Genomic DNA, 18,919 nt, shown 5'->3' with positions numbered 1-18,919 from the left:
AGTTAGTTGCTCACGACGTAATACTCGATATCGGTATTAGCACGCAAAACAGACAAGATCGACGCCAAGTCACGTTGTGCAGACATACGCTGAAGTTGCGTTGCAAGTTGAGGTGCCAACGCTGGGTCTAGGCTTTCTTGCACTTTTTCTAGCGCAACCACCACCACGTTGCCCGCGTTGTCTCGGGTTTGAGCGTAAACAGCTTTACCTTCGTCTGGTTTGGCCATCGCAAACACGGTTTGCGCTAATGGTGAACGGCGATCGATCTGCTCGACATCGCCAAAGGCTAAGCCTTTTTCAGCCACAAGCTCAGTATTGCCCTCTTTCAGCGCCACAACCAAGTCGCTCGCAAGTTCAATCGCTTGTTGCTCGCCTCTGACTTTCGATAGTTCCTCAACCACTTTTGATTTCACCTCATCCAGTGGTAGCACCGTCTCTGCACGAGCGTCTTCGACGCGCACCACAACAATGTGCTCTGGCGCGATTTCAATCGCTTGTGAGTTGAGACCATCTTCCTTCACTTCAACGGTTTGAAGCGCTTGCATGACCGCAGGGGTACGCAGCACAGCAGGCGCATCCACTTCAGAGATGAAATCGGTACGTTGCACTGCTATTTCAACCGCTTTAGAGGTTTGATCAAGTGAATCTGGGTACTCAAACGCCACTTTTTCTAGCTCACTTTGCAGATCGTAGAACTGATCAATCGCTTGCTGATCGCTCAGCTCTTGTTTGATCTGCTCTGCCACTTGCTCATACGGTTTGCTTTCAGGTTCACGCAGCTCTTCAAGCTTGATGATGTGATAGCCAAAGTCAGACTTGACCAGACCAGTCGTCTCTCCCGGCTTTTGCAGGGCAAATGCTGCGTCTTCAAATGCAGCATCCATCACATCACGCTCAATCCAGCCAAGATCGCCACCATTTTCCGCGCTGGCAAAATCATCGGATTTCTCTTTCGCAAGCGCGGCAAAATCGGCACCCGCATTAAGCTCATCTAAAATGGCTTGTGCTTTCGCTTCATCATCGCCTTCGACCAGAATGTGAGCCACACGGCGCTGCTCTTCTGATGAGTATTTATCCAAGTGTTCTTGGTAATACTGCTTCGCTTGTTCATCTGATACTGAAATCTGCTTTTTCAGATCTTGTGCATTCAGCTCAATGTAAGCCACTTTTACTTGCGCAGGGCGAGTGAAATTGGTTTTGTTGTCGTTGTAGTACTGTTGAATCTCGTCATCGCTGAGCGTGACTTTGCTCGCGAAGTCATCCAAATTTAAAACAATCGAGCGGATGTCACGAGTTTGAGTAAACAGCTTACCTTCAGAATCCACTTCGCCAGGTAGAGTAAACTCACTGGCTTGTAGCGCTTCCATCAACTGGCTACGCACCATCTGGCGACGCATGTACTCAGCAAAGGTATCAGGCGAGTGGCCAGCACGACGCAACATTGATTGGTAGATTTCTTGGTTGAATTTACCTTCCACTTGGAATTCTGGCATATTCAAAATAATGGTACGGATCTGCGCGTCGCTAATACGTAATCCGAGAGACTCTGCTTGCTGATCGAGCAATACATCGTTGATCATCTCGTTAAGTACCGATCTACGAAGCGATTCAACATAACCAGGATCGGCGAGCAACTGGGTAAAGTAATCACCCATCTGCGATTGCATACGGTTACGCGCATTCTGGTAAGCCATTTCAAACTCACCACGACCGATTTCTCTGTTGCCCACTTTTGCCGCTGCGTTATTGCTACCGCTGACTAGGTAGCTACCAACACCTGCAAAGATGAATGAAAGGATGATCAATCCTAGGATAATTTTTACCGCGATGCTATTCACGCCTTCGCGTAATCGATCCATCATAACTAAACTACTCTCCGCTCACGAAGCCATCTGCTTCTCAACAAACTAATCGCGCGATAATACCAGAAAAAGAAATGCGCATCAGGTAGGATGCGCATAATTTAGAAAAGTTCGGCTGTTACAACACAAAATTTGCTTCAAACTGATTTGTTAGAACAAAAACCATTCAACTGCAATCAGTTACAAGCATCTTTCAGCGCTTTACCCGCTTTGAATGCAGGTACTTTTGCTTCTGCGATTTGGATTTCTTCACCCGTTTTTGGGTTACGACCAGTGCGTGCTGCACGAGTACGTACGCTAAACGTACCGAAGCCAACTAGAGCGACCTGCTCGCCAGACTCAAGGGTGGTGCTTACGGCTTCAATGAATGCATCCAGGGCACGACCTGCTGACGCTTTAGAGATATCTGCATTTGCAGCGATGGATTCTACTAGTTGAGTTTTGTTCACTGTTATTCCCCTTTGTGCCATCTGTGATTATTTTTTTAGATGACTTTCGTTCCATTAAAACAAAAAATCAGCGCCAAGCCTTATTACAAAAGGGCTGGCCGCTATCGAGGTCTAAGTTAGCTCTCAAAAAAAACGCTGACAAGCCTTTTCGGACCTGTCAGCGCAAAGTTTTACTTATTTTTGCAGCACATCACTATTTTTTCGCGTCAAATTCAACCCCAGTTGGGTCTTTTTCTAACGCAACTTTCAAAACCTCATCAATCCACTGCACCGGAATGACTTGCAGATCAGCAATCACATTGTCTGGAATGTCTTCGAGATCGCGCTCGTTATCCTTAGGAATCAACACCGTTTTGATACCGCCACGGTGAGCCGCGAGCAGCTTCTCTTTCAAACCACCAATGGGTAGCACTTCACCACGCAGCGTGATTTCACCTGTCATGGCCACTTCCGCTTTGACCGGATTACCCGTCAAGCTAGAAACCAAGGCGGTACACATTGCGATACCCGCACTTGGTCCATCTTTTGGTGTCGCACCTTCTGGTACATGCACGTGAATGTCTTTTTTCTCGTAGAAATCGCTGTTAATGCCTAACTTTTCTGCACGAGAGCGCACTACGGTCATTGCGGCCTGAATCGACTCCTGCATCACGTCGCCCAGTGAGCCAGTTTGCGTCAGCTTACCTTTGCCTGGCATCGCCTGCGTTTCAATGGTCAGCAGATCACCGCCCACTTCTGTCCAAGCCAGACCAGTCACTTGGCCAATGCGGTTGCTTTCATCCGCTTTTCCGTAATCGAAACGCTGCACACCAAGATACTCTTTCAAGTTTTCCATGGTGACCGTCACCGACTTCAGTTCAGGCTTGAGCAGAATGTTCTTCACCGCTTTACGGCAGATTTTCGACACTTCACGCTCAAGACCACGCACACCCGCTTCACGGGTGTAGTAGCGGATAATGCCAACAATCGCCGAGTCTTCAATGGTGATTTCATGCGGTTTCAAACCATTTCGTTCAACCTGTTTCGCCACCAAATGGCGCTTAGCGATGTTGAGCTTCTCATCTTCGGTGTAACCAGAAAGACGAATCACTTCCATACGATCGAGCAGAGGGCCTGGAATGTTCATCGAGTTTGAGGTCGCGACAAACATCACGTCGGAGAGATCGTAATCCACTTCCAAGTAGTGATCATTGAAGGTGTTGTTCTGTTCTGGATCAAGTACTTCGAGCAGCGCCGACGCCGGGTCACCGCGCATGTCCGACGACATTTTGTCGATTTCATCCAGCAAAAACAGCGGGTTCTTCACGCCAACTTTTGCCATTTTCTGAATGAGTTTACCCGGCAATGAGCCGATATAAGTACGACGATGACCGCGAATTTCGGCTTCATCACGCACCCCACCTAACGCCATACGTACATACTTACGGCCTGTAGCCGCGGCAATTGAGCGGCCTAACGAAGTTTTACCCACACCTGGAGGACCGACCAAACATAGGATAGGCCCTTTCAACTTGTTGATGCGATTTTGCACCGCCAAGTATTCTAGAATACGCTCTTTTACCCGCTCAAGACCGTAGTGATCTTCATGAAGAATCTCTTCTGCTTTCGCCAGATCCTTCTTCACTTTGGAACGTTTGTTCCAAGGCACGTTCACCATCCAATCAATGTAACTACGAACTACCGTCGCTTCTGCTGACATAGGAGACATCATTTTCAGCTTTTGCAGTTCTTGTTCGGTCTTCTCGCGCGCCTCTTGTGGCATTTTTGCATCGATGATCTTCTGTTTCAGCACTTCAAATTCATCAACGCCGTCTTCACTCTCACCCAGTTCTTTCTGGATCGCTTTCATCTGCTCATTCAGATAGTACTCGCGCTGAGATTTTTCCATCTGCTTCTTGACGCGATTGCGAATGCGTTTTTCAACTTGCAGTAGGTCAATCTCAGATTCCATTTGTCCCATAAGAAATTCTAAACGTTCGGTGACGTCGACAATTTCAAGCACCTTCTGTTTGTCTAGAAGTTTTAAGGGCATATGGGCAGCAATGGTATCAGCAAGGCGCGCTGCGTCATCAATGCCACCTAATGAAGTTAATACTTCAGGCGGAATTTTTTTGTTCAGCTTGATAAAACCTTCAAACTGATTGATCGCACTGCGCACGATCACCTCTTGCTCACGCTCATCCAACTCTGGAGTCAGAACATATTGCGCTTCTGCGAGGAAAAATTCGCTCTCTTTAAAATGGGTGATCTTGGCGCGCTGCTGGCCCTCCACCAATACTTTAACGGTGCCATCTGGTAATTTCAGTAGCTGTAAAATGGTCGCGACCGTACCAACGTTAAAGAGGTCATCAATCTTAGGTTCGTCTGTATCTGCCTGCTTTTGTGCCACCAGCAGAACTTGCTTGTTGGTTTCCATTGCCGACTCAAGGCAACTGATGGATTTTTCTCGGCCAACAAACAAAGGAATCACCATGTGTGGATAAACCACCACGTCACGCAGAGGTAGTACGGGGATCTCGATAAGCTCGGAACGTTCCAAGTTCATATAATTCTCTCTTCCACTTACTGATATGAGCAGTATATGGGGGCTAATTATTTGGATTCAATAATAGAAATTAAAAAAGGAGGTAATTACTTACCTCCTTTTTCGTTTTGGGAACTTACTCTGCGCCAGCGGCTTGGCTTTCAGCGTTGCTGTAGATTAAAAGCGGTTCTGACTCACCGTTAATCACCGATTCATCGATAACGACTTTGCTTACGTTATCCATGGATGGCAATTCGTACATGGTTTCCAGTAGTACGCTCTCAAGAATAGAGCGCAATCCACGAGCACCTGTTTTACGCTCCATCGCTTTTTTCGCAATCGCGCGCAGTGCATCTTCACGAAACTCAAGCTCGGCATCTTCAAGTTCGAACAACGCCGCGTACTGTTTGGTTAGCGCATTCTTCGGTTCACAAAGGATCTGAATCAGTGCTTCTTCATCCAGTTCGGTTAATGAAGCTGTGACTGGAAGACGGCCGATAAACTCAGGGATCAAACCATATTTCACCAAATCTTCAGGCTCAACCTGAGTGAACAACTCACCAACGGTTTTCGTTTCATCTTTCGAGCGCACTTCCGCCCCGAAACCAATACCTGTACCAGTAGCAACACGTTTCTCAATCACTTTATCTAGGCCTGCAAACGCACCACCACAGATAAAGAGGATTTTCGATGTATCGACTTGGAGAAACTCTTGCTGAGGATGCTTACGTCCACCTTGTGGTGGTACTGAAGCGATGGTGCCTTCAACCAGTTTTAGCAGTGCTTGTTGAACACCTTCACCTGACACATCACGCGTAATTGATGGATTTTCCGCTTTGCGAGAAATCTTATCAATCTCATCGATATAAACGATGCCACGCTCGGCTTTCGCGACGTCGTAGTCACATTTTTGCAAAAGCTTTTGGATGATGTTTTCAACATCTTCACCCACGTAACCCGCTTCTGTTAATGTGGTCGCATCTGCCATGGTGAAAGGCACATCAAGGAAACGCGCTAGCGTCTCTGCAAGCAACGTTTTGCCGCTACCCGTTGGGCCGATCAGCAAAATGTTACTCTTACCCAGTTCGACGCCATCGTTAGTCGTATCACCATTACGTAAACGCTTGTAGTGGTTATATACCGCAACCGCGAGCACTTTCTTCGCTCGGTCCTGACCAATTACATAGTCATCAAGATGTTCGCGAATTTTACGCGGCGTCGGTAACGCTTCGGATTCACGCTTTGGAAGCACATCTTTGATTTCTTCACGGATGATGTCGTTACAAAGGTCGACACATTCATCACAGATGTAAACGGAAGGACCCGCGATTAACTTGCGAACTTCGTGCTGGCTTTTACCGCAGAAAGAGCAGTATAACAGTTTACCGCCACTGCCCTCTTTGCCTTTATCTGTCATTCGCTAACCTCTTAGCCTTTACTCATTATGCTTTGAGTGTATAACAATTCGTATCAACTTGCGTAGGCAATTATGCACCACGGTGAGTGAGAACTGCATCCACCAATCCATATTCTACTGCTTGTTCTGCCGCCATGAAGTTATCACGATCGGTGTCACGCTCAATCACTTCCAGTGGCTGGCCTGTGTGCTCTGCCAACAGTCGGTTGAGTTTGTTCTTAATCGTCAGAATTTCCTGAGCGTGGATCTGAATATCCGACGCTTGGCCTTGGAAACCGCCCAGAGGCTGGTGAATCATCACACGTGAATTTGGCAGAACATAACGTTTACCGGGAGCACCACCCGCAAGTAGGAAAGCGCCCATTGAACACGCTTGACCCATACATACAGTGCTCACATTCGGTTTAATGAACTGCATGGTATCGTAGATTGACATACCAGCAGTGACACTACCACCAGGAGAGTTGATGTACAGGAAAATATCTTTGTCTGGGTTTTCGGATTCTAAGAACAGTAGCTGAGCCACAACAAGGTTTGCCATGTGGTCTTCAACTTGTCCCGTAAGGAAAATCACTCGCTCTTTGAGCAAACGAGAGTAGATGTCGTAAGAACGCTCACCACGGGAAGTCTGTTCAACCACCATGGGTACTAGTGCGTCAAGAATTGGCGACATTGCTTTTTTTTCTTGGTAGCTCATATTCTTATGTCCCTAAAATAAATGGCCCGGATGATGCTTATCACACGGACCATTGTTAGCAGAATAGTTAACGTTTAGTCAACCTTCTACGCTCGATATTGCTGATTAAGCTGGTTGGTTCATTAGCTCGTTGAAGCTAACTTCTTTATCAGAAACCTGCGCTTTAGCAATGATTGCGTCGATAGCTTGCTCTTCTAGAGCAACGTTACGCATGTTGTTCATTAGCTGTTCGTTTTGCTCGTAGTAAGCAACCACTTCTGCTGGATCTTCATACGCTGTCGCCATTTCAGAGATCAGTGCTTTCACTTTCTCTTCATCCACTTTCAGCTCGTCGGCTTTGATCACTTCACCTAGCAGCAGGCCAACCACAACGCGGCGTTTTGCTTGCTCTTCGAACAGTTCACGTGGCAGTTGCATTGCTGCTTCAACATTGCCACCAAAGCGCTGAGCCGCTTGTTGACGCAGAACGTTGATTTCTTGGTCGATAAGCGCTGCTGGTACGTCGATTTCGTTCTCTTTTACAAGGCCGTCAATCGCTTGTTCTTTGATGCGATTTTTAACTGCTTGCTTAAGTTCACGTTCCATATTTTTACGAACTTCAGCTTTCAGAGCGTCAACGCCGCCTTCAGCAACGCCAAACTTAGCAACGAATTCGTCGTTCAGTTCTGGCAGTTCACGCGCTTCTACTTTGTTGACTTTGATTGCGAATTTCGCCGCTTTACCTTTTAGGTTTTCTGCGTGGTAATCTTCTGGGAAAGTCACATCGATTTCGAATTCCATGCCTTTAGACTTACCAACGATGCCGTCTTCAAAGCCAGGAATCATGCGACCTGCGCCCATTTCTAGTGGGAAGTTTTCTGCTTTACCGCCTTCGAACTCTTCACCGTCGATGGAGCCAACGAAGTCGATGGTTGCACGAGTGCCGATTTCTGCTGCGCCTTCAACTTCTTTCCAAGTTGCTTGTTGCTTACGCAGTGTTTCGATCATCTCTTCAACGTCTGCGTCTTTCACTTCAACCGCTGGTTTCTCAACAGTGATGTTTTCAAGACCCTTCAGTTCTACTTCTGGGTAAACTTCGAAAGTTGCGTTGAATACTAGGTCTGCGCCTTCTTTGTTCTCAACAGGAGCGAAAGTTGGAGCGCCAGCTGGATTGATTTTCTCTTTGATGATCGCTTCGATGAAGTGGCGTTGCATCACTTCACCTAGGATATCTTGACGTACTGCGCGACCGTACATTTTCGCAACCATCTTCATTGGCACTTTGCCTTTACGGAAACCATCGAAACGACGGTTTTTCGCGATGTTGCGTAGTTCAGCTGTCACTGCATCTTCGATGTTAGCAGCAGGAACAGTAATATTCAGACGGCGCTGTAGGCCTTCTAGCGTTTCAACAGTAACTTGCATTGTATATAAACCTCAAAAATGGCTCAGATTACTCTGAGCGTATGAGCCAGACGGTGGCTAAAGCGCCCTGACCAGCTGCATCCTTGTCTGTGCTCTGGTGAGCACCTATTTTAAAAATCGAGTACGGTGCGAAAGTTCACACCTGACTAATCAGCGATATCTTCGGTTGGCCAAAGGTATCTCCCATTAGTCTCAGGACGAAATTTCAGACGCGACATTCTAACGATCTGATCCTACCCTGTCGAGCCAATCGCCACTATGTGCGCAATGTCTGTCCTAAAAACTCGAATTTACGTCGCAATATGTATTGCCTTATCGCTAAGATTGGGACAATAGCGACTTTTTCAAGAGAATCGACAGCTTTTTTTATCCAAAAGCCCAAAAAGAGATCTTGCTCTTGTTTTGCTCCACAGAGTTGAGATCTTTTCCGCGACTATTTTCTACAACTCGATAACATAAACGCGATAACACATTTATCACGTCAGCGTTTGCGCTACGCTGGCTCGTCTTGATGCTTTATCCGTGTCAGTAGCTGGAGGCAAGGAATGTCACAACTCAGACGCACTGTTTTGATTTTTATCACCTTTTACCTTTTTATCATTGATACTCACTGGCCATTGGGTTTGGCAAACCACCTACGCTTCACTCCTCCAACAGCACCAATCTCAATTAGAGCGCTTTGCTAGCCATATTCAGAATAAATTGGATAAATACGCCCATATTCCGCAGTTGCTCTCCAAAGATGAGCCATTGATCCAAGCCTTGCTTCATCCGGACAATAGCGCACAAATCGATGTCACCAATCGCTATGTGGAAGAGGTCAATCACGTGATCAAAGCGGTCGATACCTATTTGATTGACCAATTTGGCAACACCATTGCCGCAAGTAACTGGAATCTCGACCGCTCCTTTATTGGTCGCAACTTCGCTTTTCGCCCTTATTTCAAACAGGCGATTGTGGGCGAACGGAGCCAGTACTTTGCCCTTGGGTCAACCTCTGGTCAGCGTGGCTACTACTACTCCTACCCCATGACGTATGCTGGCGCACCGATTGGCGTTGTCGTGGTCAAAATGGATCTTACCTCGATAGAGGAAAATTGGCGTGAAAAGCGCAGTATTTTTGTCGCCAGCGACCGCAACCAGATTGTATTTATGTCGAGTAATCCCGACTGGCTGTTTAAAAGCCTAACGCCTCTCAGCCAAGAGACCTTGGCGCAGATCAGCGCGTCACGCCAATATCTCGACCAAAAAATTGAATCACTCAATTTTGTCGGCGATCTCACCAACGAACACAGTGAAATCCGTCAAGGCAGTCATTATCGCTCTGCCACTATGGTTGTCTCCTCTCATGCACTACCTGAGCTGGATCTGACCATTCGCGTGCTCTCATCCAAACACACCATAGTGTTTAATACTCTCGGCGCTCTGCTGGTCTTGACACTGGTTTTCGCTATCTTATTTCTGCTGGGACAGCTTTATTACCATCGCCAGCAAAAACACCGTCAAATAGAACAATTGCAGCAAGAGGCCAATCAAAAGCTCGAATTTCAGGTGATGGAACGCACTGCCGAATTGCAGGCAGAAATTGCCCAACGCGCCAAAACCGAGCAAGTGCTGCGCGTCACCCAAGATGAGTTGATTCAAGCCGCCAAACTGGCCGTATTGGGGCAAATGTCCGCCAGCATCAGTCATGAGCTCAACAACCCGCTGGCGGCAATTCGCAGTTTTGCAGAAAATGGCAAGCTGTTTTTGCACAAAGAACGCTATGACCGGGTCGATGACAACCTCAGCCGGATATCTGCCCTTACGGACCGAATGGCGAAGATCAGCCAGCAGTTGCGTTCATTCGCGCGCAGGACGTGTGTTCTCTTTGTCGGCAAACGGGCCCATGTCTTTGTAGACGAAATTGGCGATAAAGAATGAGTAAACAGCAGCCACCGCAGCGGCTTCAGTCGGGGTGAAAACACCGCCGTAGATACCGCCGAGAATAATCACCACCAACAGTAAGCCCCAACTGGCGTCTTTGGCGGCGGCCATCGCCTCTTTCCAGCCAACAAAAGGTTGCTTAGGTAGGTTTTTCACTCTTGCAGCGATGTAAATCGCCACCATCAGCATCAAACCCGCCAGTAGGCCGGGAATCACGCCGCCAAGGAACATGCGCCCGACCGACACGTCGGTTGCCGCCGAATAGACCACCATCACGATAGAAGGTGGGATCAAGATACCGAGCGTACCCGCGTTACAAATCACCCCGGCGGCAAACTCTTTCGAGTAGCCGTTTTTGATCATCCCGGCAATCACAATGCTACCGATCGCCACCACCGTTGCCGGTGAAGACCCCGACAACGCGGCAAACATCATACAGGCAACCACAGACGCCATCGCTAGGCCACCACGAAACCAACCCACCATCGCAATCGCGAAACGAATAATCCGCTTGGCCACCCCGCCAGTCGACATAAAGCTCGACGCCAGAATGAAGAAAGGAATAGCCAGCAGCGTGTAGTGTCCTTCAAAAGCATTGAATAACGTCTGCGCCACCGATGCGAGAGAGGCGTCTGAATGCCACATCAAAAACAGAATCAGAATATCCATGGATTAACGCTCCTTGCTGTCGGTTTGTTGCGGTTTGCTCATGATGGCTTCTGCGCCGCTTAGCTCCGCTTTCAAGCTCTCTAAATCTTCTTCCGCTTCGTGCCCCGCGATCATGCGATCTTGTTGATTAGTGACAATAAGCCAAGCCACTTGGAGAAAACGGAAAGTGAGCAGCCCCATACCAATAGGCAAAGCCATGTAAGGAAGGAAACGCGGGATCTTTTCATACAGCTCCCCTTCGTTAAACCACACAGATAAAAATTGGAACATCTCCGGCATCGGAATATCGTCGGTCTCATACCAAGCACGTTCAGTGGCAAACGGATACCAGTAATTCCACGAGCCAATCAGCAGCAGGATGGCAAACGCCAGACAACAAGCCACGGCCAACAACGCCAGCACTTTGCGAACTTGTGGTGGGGCTTTATTGATGACCACATCGACTCCGATATGGAAGTGCTTCTTCACGCCGTAGGACGCGCCGACCAGCACCATCCATGCAAACATAAACACCGTCAGCTCCAAGGCCCATAAAATGTTGTCGTTAAACAGGTAACGCATCACCACGTTGATGAAGGTTAGCAAGGTCATCGCCCCTAAGAAAAAGGCGATCAATCCCTCTTCGACTTGGTCGGTAAACTGGCCGATTTTGGCCATCATTGATTGTTCCATAATCGCTTTCGCTCTTTATTTTTGGCAGGCCTCACGGCTGAGACCTGCCCTTTTTCGTTATTTCTTATTTGACGCCAGCGCTGCGTCAATCAGATCAGAACCGATATCTTTTTCAAACTTTTTCCATACTGGCGTTAGCGCCGTGACCCACTCTTGGCGCTGCTCTGGCGTCAAGGTGCGCACCACACCACCGGCTTCAATCACGTACTGTCTGTTCGCCAGCTCCACTTTGTTCGATTCGGCGTTACGCATTTCAGTCACTTCTTTCAAGATGGTGGCGAGCTGATTGCGCACATCGCTTGGCAGGCCATCCCACCACTTGGTTGATGTCACCACCAAGTAATCCAGAATGCCGTGGTTGGTTTCGGTAATGCCGTCCTGAACTTCGAAGAACTTCTTACCGTAGATGTTTGACCAAGTGTTCTCTTGACCATCGATAACTTTGGTTTGCAGACCACCGTACACTTCGGCAAAGGACATTTTCTGCGGGTTCGCGCCAAGTTGCTCAAACTGAGCCACTAACACATCCGACGCCTGAACGCGGAATTTCAAGCCTTTGGCATCAGCTGGCACCATAATGGGTTTGCTGGCCGAAATCTGTTTCATGCCGTTGTGCCAAAATTCGAGGCCGCGAATACCGCGACGATTCATGGCGTTTTTCAGCTTTTCGCCCGCTTCGGAGTTTTGGAAACGGTCTACGGCGTCAACATCATCGAAAAGGAAAGGCAGGTCAAAAATGCGGTATTTCTTGGTGAACTTCTCGAATTTGGAAAGCGACGGCGCAGCCAGTTGCACGTCACCGTTGAGCATCGCCTCAAGCACTTTATCGTCATCGTAAAGGGTTGAGTTTGGATAAACCTGCATACACGCTTTACCGTTCATCTCCTTATTGACGCGCTCTTCCAACAGAGAAGCGGCGATCCCTTTCGGGTGTTTGTCGGTGTTGGTCACGTGGCTGAACTTGATCACGATTTCGCCCGGGTCACAGTTCGCGGCGGCGTTAAAGCTGGTCACGGCAAGAACAGAAGCAGCAAGTAGGGTAAGAGGTTTAAACATTGTGTTCTCCTTGTTGAAGTAAGCAGCCCCTTCTTTGGGGACTGATGTTTCACTAAGAGCAACAACTAGGCCACATTTGCTAACAATTTTATAACCATTAAGAATCAATGAGATAAAATAAATTCACTTATAAAAGATAATATTTCACTGGTTATTCATTCTAAAAATGGGTGGGAAATGACCCATTGAAAATCGCTAAAGGGTGGGAAATGACCCATTGATACCAGGTGCTTAAATCAGGAACAGCATAAGTAAGTGAAAAGAGAACGGAATGGAGAGGAAGGGCGTGTCCTCACACCAGACAGCAAGCGCTCTGGTCACTCTCCCCCGATTGTGCCGGTCGCAGCCTGTGCCAACTGCGAACGCGATAGAGGACACGCAAATAGAGGCGTCGTTTGCCCGGAGAAAGCACAAACGACGCAAGCGGGTTAGAACTCGATGCGCGCCTGACTTTGCGCGTCGAAGTAAACCGCTTTAGACAAGTCGAAATAGAGCGGCGCGGTATCGCCCACTTTTGCTTGCAGTTCTGGCGATAAACGGCACGCCACTTCTTGATCGTTGACTTTGATCATCGCGATGGTGTCTGGCCCCGTCGGTTCCAAAACCTCTAGTTTAAGATTAAGACAAGTCGACGCCGATTGATCATCACTCGGTTTGTCACTGATGTACTCAGGGCGCAGGCCAATCACCACCTGCTTTCCGTCTTGCTCCCGCATCGACACTGGCAAGCGAATGTGATGCTCTTGCCCACAGCCGCCCGTCACTTTAATCACGGGCTGATCTTGTTCATCCAGATCCACCATAGTGTGAATAAAGTTCATCGAAGGCGAACCCATAAATCCGGCGACAAACATGTTGGCCGGTTTGTTGTAGATCTCCTGCGGGGTACCCAGCTGCTGTAAAATGCCATCCTTCATCACTGCAATGCGATCGGCCAGCGTCATCGCTTCTATCTGATCGTGCGTCACATAGACAATTGTGGTGTTGAGCTGCTGATGCAGCCGTTTAATTTGATGGCGCATTTCCACACGCAGTTTGGCATCCAAGTTCGATAGCGGCTCATCAAATAGGTAGAGTTTCGGCCGACGTGCCAGTGCTCGCCCCATCGCTACCCGCTGGCGTTGACCGCCAGAAAGCTGGGACGGCTTGCGATCCAGCAAGTGATCGATTTGTAGCATCTCGGCCACGCGCTGCACTTCGGCATCGATCTCGGCTTTCGCCATCTTGCGGATCTTAAGGCCAAATTCGATATTGCCGCGCACCGTCATATTGGGATAGAGCGCATAGGATTGAAACACCATCGCGATGTCGCGATCTTTCGGTTCGACCTCCGCCACGTTAACCCCATCAATCACAATTTGCCCTGAGGAGATGTTCTCAAGCCCAGCAATGGTGTTCATCAAGGTCGATTTTCCGCAGCCAGATGGGCCAACGAGGATCAAAAACTCGCCAGAGTCGATACTGATATCGATTCCCTTGAGGGTTTCAATGTCCGCTTTCGCGTAGGTTTTGCGGATCTGTTTGAGTTCTAGAGTTGCCATGTTACTTATCCTTTTACTGATCCTGCCGTTAAACCACGCACAAAATATTTGCCTGCTAATACATACACCAGCAGCGTCGGCAGCGCGGCGATGATCGCTGCCGCCATATCGACGTTGTACTCTTTAACCCCAGTACTGGTGTTGACTAAGTTGTTCAGCGCCACGGTGATCGGCTGCGTCTCTGAGCCGGAATAAACCACGCCAAACAGGAAATCGTTCCAGATGGCGGTAAATTGCCAAATCACCGTCACCATGATGATGGGAGTGGAAATCGGCAGCAAAATCTTAAAGAAAATGGTGAAAAAGCCAGCGCCATCGAGCTTGGCAGCTTTGATCAACTCATCCGGTACGCCAATGTAGAAATTGCGGAAAAACAGTGTAGTAAACGCCATACCATAGATAACGTGCACCAGCACCAAGCCTGTGGTGGTGTTGGCTAAACCCAGTTTTCCCAGCACAGCCGCCATCGGTAGCAAAATCACCTGAAAGGGAATAAAGCAGCCAAACAGCAGCAAACTGAAGAACAGGTTAGAACCGCGAAATTGCCATTTGGTCACCACGTAGCCGTTGAACGCGCCAAGCAAGGTGGAAATGGCTACGGCAGGGATCACCATCTGAAAGGAATTCCAAAAATAGCCTTGCACCCCTTCACATTTCACCCCGGTACAGGCGCTGCTCCACGCTTTGTACCATGCATCCATCACCCACTCTTGCGGCAAAGACATCAAGTTGCCTGCTTTGATATCGGGCAAGGTTTTAAATGAGGTGATCACCATGACAAACAGCGGCATCAGATACACCAAGCAGAAGAAAATCAATGCAGCATAAATCGTCAGGCGGGCCAAGTTCATTTGACTGTTCATGAACGCTTCTCCCTAAGTTCGGAATAAAGATACGGCACCAAAATGGCGAGAATGCCCGCCAGCATCATCATGGCACTGGCTGCGCCAAGGCCGATCTGCCCGCGGGTAAAGGAGTGCGCGTACATAAACAGCGCAGGTAAATCCGAGGAATAACCCGGCCCACCTGCGGTCATGGCGGTGACCAAATCGAAGCTCTTAATCGCAATGTGCGATGTGATAATCACCGCGCTGAAAAACACTGGGCGTAAACAAGGTAAAATGATTTTCCAATAGATGGTCGGCAGACTCGCGCCATCAATTTGCGCCGCTTTGACAATCGAAGAGTCAATCCCGCGCAGCCCAGCTAAAAACATCGCCATAACAAAGCCAGACGATTGCCAAACCGCCGCAATGACCAAGGTATAGACCGCCATATCGGAGTCCACCAACCAATTAAACTTAAAACCAGTAAAGCCCCAATCATGCATCAGTTTTTCAATCCCGAGGCCGGGGTTTAGAATCCACTTCCACGCCGTGCCCGTGACAATAAACGACAGCGCCATCGGGTAGAGATAGATGGTACGAATCGCCCCTTCTTGACGAATATTTTGGTCCAGTAGAATCGCCAGCCCTACGCCCAAAACGATGGCAACCAGCATAAATAGCAGCCCAAACACCCCCAGATTGGTGATCGAAGTTAGCCAGCGGTCGTTGTCCATCAGCTTGGCGTACTGATCGAACCCCGCAAAATTGAAACTCGGCAAAAAGCGCGAGTTGGTCATAGACAACGCGGCTGTCCAGAAAATAAATCCATAAATACACACCACGGTGACCAGCATCGTTGGTGCCAAAACGATTTTTGGCAGCCAATGTTGCAAGCGATCGGCAAAACCCGGTTTCGGTGCGTTTTTGGCAGATGATCCGTGCAAAACATGCTCCATAACGATTCCTTGTAGCAAACACTCAGCCTTGGCCAACGTCGTCCGTTGTCCATAGTATTGAGTGGCGAAAATAGGCAGATAGGCTCCCCACAAGCCTACCCGCCCCAGGAGTTAGATGGCCGCTTTCACCGCTTTCGCCAGCTTTTGCGCCGCTTCTTTCGGATCGGCTTTGCTGTCGTTGAAGAAGTTGGTCACCACGTCATAGATGGCCCCTTGCGCGTAGCTGGTGGTGGCAAGACCGTGCGCCATACTCGGCACAAGATCGCCCGACTTAGCACTGGCTTTGAAGGTCGCCATAGAGTCCAGCGCGCACTGGTCGAACTTAGACATATCCATGTCCAGACGCACTGGAATGGAGCCTTTGTTGAGGTTAAAGACTTCTTGGAACTCTTTAGTCAAAATGGTTTTTGCCAAGTCTTGCTGCGCTTTTTGGTTGGCTTTATTGCTCAGCTCAAAGAAAGCAAAGCTGTCGATGTTGAAGGTAAACTGCCCCGCAGTGCCCGGTGCTGGCGCGCAGATGTAATCTTTGCCCGCGACTTTGCCCGCCGCAGAAAACTCTCCTTTTGCCCAGTCGCCCATGATCTGCATCGCTGCTTCGCCATTGATCACCATCGACGTGGCCACGTTCCAGTCACGTCCCGGCGCGTTGTCATCAATGTAACTGCGCATTTTCTTAAATTTAGTAAACACTTCGACCATTTTGTCGCCCGACAGCACATTCATATCGAGATCGACAAACGCTTTGTTGTAGTCGGCGCTGCCAAGGACATCGAGTGCCACCGCTTCAAATACCGTTGCGTCTTGCCAAGGCTGACCACCATGTGCCAGTGGAATAAAGCCCGCGGCTTTGATTTTGTCGGCGGCGGCAAAAAATTCATCTAAGGTGGTGGGCAGCGCAACGCCCGACTTTTTCAGCACTTCTGGGTTGGCCCACAGCCAGTTGACGCGGTGCACGTTGACAGGAACCGCCACATATTCACCATCAAACTTCATCACTTTAGTGACCACGGCAGGAAGAATGCCATCCCAGTTCTCTTTTTTTGCCGTTGCGTTCAGTGATGTCAAAAAGCCGAGCCCACCCCATTCTTGGATATCGTGGCCTTTGATTTGCGCTGCAGAAGGCGGATTGCCAGAAACAGCACGGGTTTTGAGGACGGTCATCGCAGACTCACCGCCACCGCCAGCAACGGCGAAATCTTTCCAAGTGTGGCCTTGCTGCTCTAGCATCTGTTTCAGCACAGCGGCAGATTTGGCTTCGCCGCCGGCAGTCCACCAGTGAAGCACTTCCACTTCACCAGCCTGTACCAATGAAGTCGCAGAAAGAAGAGAGAGGGTAAGTAGGGTTTTGGTCATTTTCATTGTTATCTTCCATGTATCGGCTTAGTCAGACCAGGCTTGGTCTGATATTGAGCAGTCTATCCGTAATAAACCGTATGGATTGCAACAAACGGTAACCACAATGTAACAATTAGGTTACATTACACTTCGAGCCCTGATGGGATCAGTACTTCCACTTTCAGGCCGCCTTTTGACAAATTGCTCAGAGTGAGATCTCCGCCGTGTCCGTGCAAAATATTGCGGCAGATACCCAGCCCCAAACCATGACCCTCGGTATCATGCGCTAAGCGATAGTAGGGCTCAAACACCGCTTCCAGTTTATGGTTGGGAATACCCGGACCAGAGTCGGTGATGGTTACTTTCACCCAGTGATTGTTTTCCTCTAACTCTACCTCAGCGCTACCTGCATACTTGAGCGCATTGTCGAGCAAATTGGTCAGTACTCGCTTAATGGCCAAAGGTTTCGCGACCAAGGGCTCCATCGGATGCGGGGTAAAAAGGACTCGAATCTGATGCTGATTGTAACTTTCGATGATCTGCTCCAGCATGACGTTGAGATCGATATAGTCGTTGTTTTCATGCAAATCCGTGTCACGTACGCACTGCAGCGCGCCTTTGACCATCATCTCCAGCTCATCCAAATCTTGATTGAATTTGCTGCGTTTACGCTCATCATCCAACAGCTCGGCCCTAAGACGCAGGCGAGTGATCGGCGTTTTCAAATCATGGGAAATAGCCGAAAACAGATGCTCACGATCCGCCACGTAACGACGAATACGTTGCTGCATACGATTAAAAGCGCGCGTAGCGGTAACCAGTTCACTCGCCCCTTCCTCCACCAGCGGCGGCTGTTCGATATTCATGCTCATCTCATTGGCCGCACGTGCCAACCGTTTAAGCGGTTTCACCTGCCGACGGATCATCGCATAGGTGAGCAGCAGCAATAGGGTGGTGGACAAAAACAGAAACAGTATCTGCTCTCGCCCAAGCAGTTCGTCATCCAAGGTCAGATACGGAGCAGGTAAAAGCGCAGCAATGTAGATCCATTCATGGCTACTTAGCTCAATTTGCACCACCAGCACAGGCGGGTTAATCGGCGCCAAAGTTAAGGTGTGGTGCGCCCACGATTTGGGCAAGTCGTGTAGATAAATGTCGTTTTTGAGCAGCCGTAATTTTTCCGGGCTGGAAAAATCGACCGACACCGATTCGACTCGCGTGAGCTTTTGCCTTAGCACACTTTTGATGGCACTGACCGAAGCCTCTTTTAAGCGGGTATTTTCAATCGGCTCGACCTGTAATTTTTCTCGGTTAAAGGAGACGAAAAAGCGCGTCCCGCCCATATTGCGGATCTGATCCAAAACAATATGGCGGTAGTTGACCGGTAAAGATTGGAAAAAGGTCACGGTCGAAGCAAACATGCTCGCCATGCTGGCTGACGTCGAGCGGATCCCTTCAAGCTCTTTCTGTTTCGACTGGCTATACCAAATCGCGGTGGCGATGCCTTGGGCAATCACCACCGCCAGTAGCGTCAACATCAAGGTTCGCGCAACCAAGGAATGGGGCCTGAATCGCAGCATCACT

The 18,919-nt window shown here is 48.9% G+C and carries 14 protein-coding genes and 3 pseudogenes; 2 read left to right on the top strand and 15 right to left on the bottom strand.

What is annotated here, in order from left to right:
* Positions 1 to 2 precede the first annotated feature (2 nt).
* The 7 genes and pseudogenes from ppiD to EA26_RS22485 form a co-directional block, all read right to left on the bottom strand.
* Complete coding sequence (gene ppiD, locus EA26_RS05285; RefSeq protein ID WP_039424983.1) at positions 3 to 1,862, bottom strand: peptidylprolyl isomerase; 1,860 nt, start codon at positions 1,860 to 1,862, stop codon at positions 3 to 5.
* Positions 1,863 to 2,038: 176 nt separating this feature from the next.
* On the bottom strand, positions 2,039 to 2,311 hold the full coding sequence (locus EA26_RS05280; protein ID WP_039424980.1) for an HU family DNA-binding protein: 273 nt from the start codon (positions 2,309 to 2,311) through the stop codon (positions 2,039 to 2,041).
* 193 nt (positions 2,312 to 2,504) lie between these two features.
* Positions 2,505 to 4,856, bottom strand: coding sequence for an endopeptidase La (gene lon, locus EA26_RS05275; protein ID WP_039424977.1), 2,352 nt, complete (start codon positions 4,854 to 4,856; stop codon positions 2,505 to 2,507).
* A 115-nt stretch (positions 4,857 to 4,971) separates the two neighbouring features.
* The gene (gene clpX, locus EA26_RS05270; protein ID WP_039424974.1) at positions 4,972 to 6,252 is read right to left on the bottom strand and encodes an ATP-dependent protease ATP-binding subunit ClpX; all 1,281 of its coding nucleotides are present in this window, start codon (positions 6,250 to 6,252) and stop codon (positions 4,972 to 4,974) included.
* A 70-nt stretch (positions 6,253 to 6,322) separates the two neighbouring features.
* Positions 6,323 to 6,949 carry an ATP-dependent Clp endopeptidase proteolytic subunit ClpP gene (gene clpP / locus EA26_RS05265; RefSeq protein WP_039424971.1) on the bottom strand — a complete coding sequence of 209 codons (627 nt, stop codon included), beginning with the start codon at positions 6,947 to 6,949 and terminating at the stop codon, positions 6,323 to 6,325.
* Positions 6,950 to 7,054: 105 nt separating this feature from the next.
* A complete protein-coding gene (tig, locus tag EA26_RS05260; RefSeq protein ID WP_039424968.1) occupies positions 7,055 to 8,353 on the bottom strand; it encodes a trigger factor in 1,299 nt (432 codons plus the stop codon).
* Between the two features lie 256 nt (positions 8,354 to 8,609).
* Positions 8,610 to 8,810 (bottom strand): annotated as a pseudogene (locus EA26_RS22485) (hypothetical protein).
* A gap of 88 nt (positions 8,811 to 8,898) precedes the next feature.
* On the opposite strand from EA26_RS22485, the pseudogene EA26_RS05255 reads away from it, so the two are divergent.
* Positions 8,899 to 10,213, top strand: a pseudogene (locus tag EA26_RS05255) (sensor histidine kinase); the annotation flags it as partial.
* Here EA26_RS05255 and EA26_RS05250 read toward each other — a convergent pair.
* From EA26_RS05250 to EA26_RS05240, 3 genes and pseudogenes are all read right to left on the bottom strand, one after another.
* Positions 10,208 to 10,948 (bottom strand): annotated as a pseudogene (locus EA26_RS05250) (TRAP transporter large permease); the annotation flags it as partial. The pseudogenes EA26_RS05255 and EA26_RS05250 overlap by 6 nt on opposite strands.
* Before the next feature lie 3 nt (positions 10,949 to 10,951).
* Complete coding sequence (locus EA26_RS05245; RefSeq protein WP_039424966.1) at positions 10,952 to 11,620, bottom strand: TRAP transporter small permease; 669 nt, start codon at positions 11,618 to 11,620, stop codon at positions 10,952 to 10,954.
* 57 nt (positions 11,621 to 11,677) lie between these two features.
* Positions 11,678 to 12,676, bottom strand: a complete 999-nt coding sequence (locus EA26_RS05240) for a TRAP transporter substrate-binding protein (protein ID WP_039424965.1) — start codon at positions 12,674 to 12,676, stop codon at positions 11,678 to 11,680.
* Positions 12,677 to 12,931: 255 nt separating this feature from the next.
* Between EA26_RS05240 and EA26_RS21860 the strand changes: the two genes are divergently transcribed.
* A complete protein-coding gene (locus tag EA26_RS21860; RefSeq protein ID WP_156478459.1) occupies positions 12,932 to 13,108 on the top strand; it encodes a hypothetical protein in 177 nt (58 codons plus the stop codon).
* On the opposite strand, the gene EA26_RS05235 is transcribed toward EA26_RS21860, so the two are convergent.
* From EA26_RS05235 to EA26_RS05215, 5 genes are all read right to left on the bottom strand, one after another.
* On the bottom strand, positions 13,105 to 14,217 hold the full coding sequence (locus EA26_RS05235) for an ABC transporter ATP-binding protein (RefSeq protein ID WP_039424963.1): 1,113 nt from the start codon (positions 14,215 to 14,217) through the stop codon (positions 13,105 to 13,107). The two genes, EA26_RS21860 and EA26_RS05235, sit on opposite strands and share 4 nt — an antisense overlap.
* Positions 14,218 to 14,222: 5 nt before the next feature.
* Positions 14,223 to 15,080, bottom strand: coding sequence for a carbohydrate ABC transporter permease (locus EA26_RS05230; protein ID WP_039424960.1), 858 nt, complete (start codon positions 15,078 to 15,080; stop codon positions 14,223 to 14,225).
* On the bottom strand, positions 15,077 to 16,000 hold the full coding sequence (locus tag EA26_RS05225) for a carbohydrate ABC transporter permease (RefSeq protein WP_039424957.1): 924 nt from the start codon (positions 15,998 to 16,000) through the stop codon (positions 15,077 to 15,079). Before EA26_RS05225 ends, EA26_RS05230 begins: the two co-directional genes overlap by 4 nt.
* Before the next feature lie 111 nt (positions 16,001 to 16,111).
* Positions 16,112 to 17,359: an ABC transporter substrate-binding protein gene (locus tag EA26_RS05220; RefSeq protein ID WP_039424954.1), complete on the bottom strand. Its 1,248-nt coding sequence runs from the start codon at positions 17,357 to 17,359 to the stop codon at positions 16,112 to 16,114.
* Positions 17,360 to 17,478: 119 nt separating this feature from the next.
* On the bottom strand, positions 17,479 to 18,915 hold the full coding sequence (locus tag EA26_RS05215) for an ATP-binding protein (protein WP_039424951.1): 1,437 nt from the start codon (positions 18,913 to 18,915) through the stop codon (positions 17,479 to 17,481).
* Between the last annotated feature and the right edge of the window lie 4 nt (positions 18,916 to 18,919).

This window comes from Vibrio navarrensis, assembly GCF_000764325.1.
GTDB lineage: Bacteria > Pseudomonadota > Gammaproteobacteria > Enterobacterales > Vibrionaceae > Vibrio > Vibrio navarrensis.
Note: the sequence above shows the minus strand (reverse complement) of the source record. Positions and strands in the feature narration are given on the sequence as shown.

Excerpts from the sequence above, each read along its gene's own strand:
- EA26_RS05230 (WP_039424960.1), bottom strand. The coding sequence starts at position 15,080 with ATGAACAGTCAAATGAACTTGGCCCGCCTGACGATTTATGCTGCATTG.
- EA26_RS05225 (WP_039424957.1), bottom strand. The coding sequence starts at position 16,000 with ATGGAGCATGTTTTGCACGGATCATCTGCCAAAAACGCACCGAAACCG.
- clpX (WP_039424974.1), bottom strand. The coding sequence starts at position 6,252 with ATGACAGATAAAGGCAAAGAGGGCAGTGGCGGTAAACTGTTATACTGC.
- tig (WP_039424968.1), bottom strand. The coding sequence starts at position 8,353 with ATGCAAGTTACTGTTGAAACGCTAGAAGGCCTACAGCGCCGTCTGAAT.
- EA26_RS05240 (WP_039424965.1), bottom strand. The coding sequence starts at position 12,676 with ATGTTTAAACCTCTTACCCTACTTGCTGCTTCTGTTCTTGCCGTGACC.
- lon (WP_039424977.1), bottom strand. The coding sequence starts at position 4,856 with ATGAACTTGGAACGTTCCGAGCTTATCGAGATCCCCGTACTACCTCTG.
- EA26_RS05245 (WP_039424966.1), bottom strand. The coding sequence starts at position 11,620 with ATGGAACAATCAATGATGGCCAAAATCGGCCAGTTTACCGACCAAGTC.
- ppiD (WP_039424983.1), bottom strand. The coding sequence starts at position 1,862 with ATGATGGATCGATTACGCGAAGGCGTGAATAGCATCGCGGTAAAAATT.
- EA26_RS05235 (WP_039424963.1), bottom strand. The coding sequence starts at position 14,217 with ATGGCAACTCTAGAACTCAAACAGATCCGCAAAACCTACGCGAAAGCG.
- EA26_RS05220 (WP_039424954.1), bottom strand. The coding sequence starts at position 17,359 with ATGAAAATGACCAAAACCCTACTTACCCTCTCTCTTCTTTCTGCGACT.
- clpP (WP_039424971.1), bottom strand. The coding sequence starts at position 6,949 with ATGAGCTACCAAGAAAAAAAAGCAATGTCGCCAATTCTTGACGCACTA.
- EA26_RS05215 (WP_039424951.1), bottom strand. The coding sequence starts at position 18,915 with ATGCTGCGATTCAGGCCCCATTCCTTGGTTGCGCGAACCTTGATGTTG.